This window comes from Alkalihalophilus lindianensis (assembly GCF_032843265.1).
Taxonomy (GTDB): Bacteria; Bacillota; Bacilli; order Bacillales; family Bacillaceae_D; genus Alkalihalophilus; species Alkalihalophilus lindianensis.
This window is the reverse complement of sequence record NZ_JAWJBA010000582.1, coordinates 1-258: the sequence shown is the minus strand read 5'-3', so window position 1 is coordinate 258 and position 258 is coordinate 1. Positions and strand designations below refer to the sequence as shown.

General features: G+C 42.2%; 1 protein-coding gene. It reads left to right on the top strand.

Annotated elements, in window-relative coordinates; genetic code table 11:
- The coding region (locus tag RYX56_RS23520) for a reverse transcriptase domain-containing protein (RefSeq protein WP_317124277.1) at positions 1-258 on the top strand (258 nt) is incomplete at both ends.

Sequence of the window (258 nt, the reverse complement as noted above, 5' to 3'; positions counted from 1 at the left end):
AAGCTGATGAAACTCATTGAATTGAAAATCAGTGACAGAAGAGTATTAAAACTCATTCGCAAATGGTTAGAAGCAGGTGTCATGGAAGATGGCCATTTCCGTGACTCCGACACCGGCGTACCTCAGGGCGGCGTCATTTCGCCATTATTGTCAAACATCTATCTAAATGTAATGGACACTCTTTGGATAAAGAGGTTCTCCCATCTAGGACAACTCATTCGATATGCCGATGATTTCGTTATTATGTGCCACACAAAG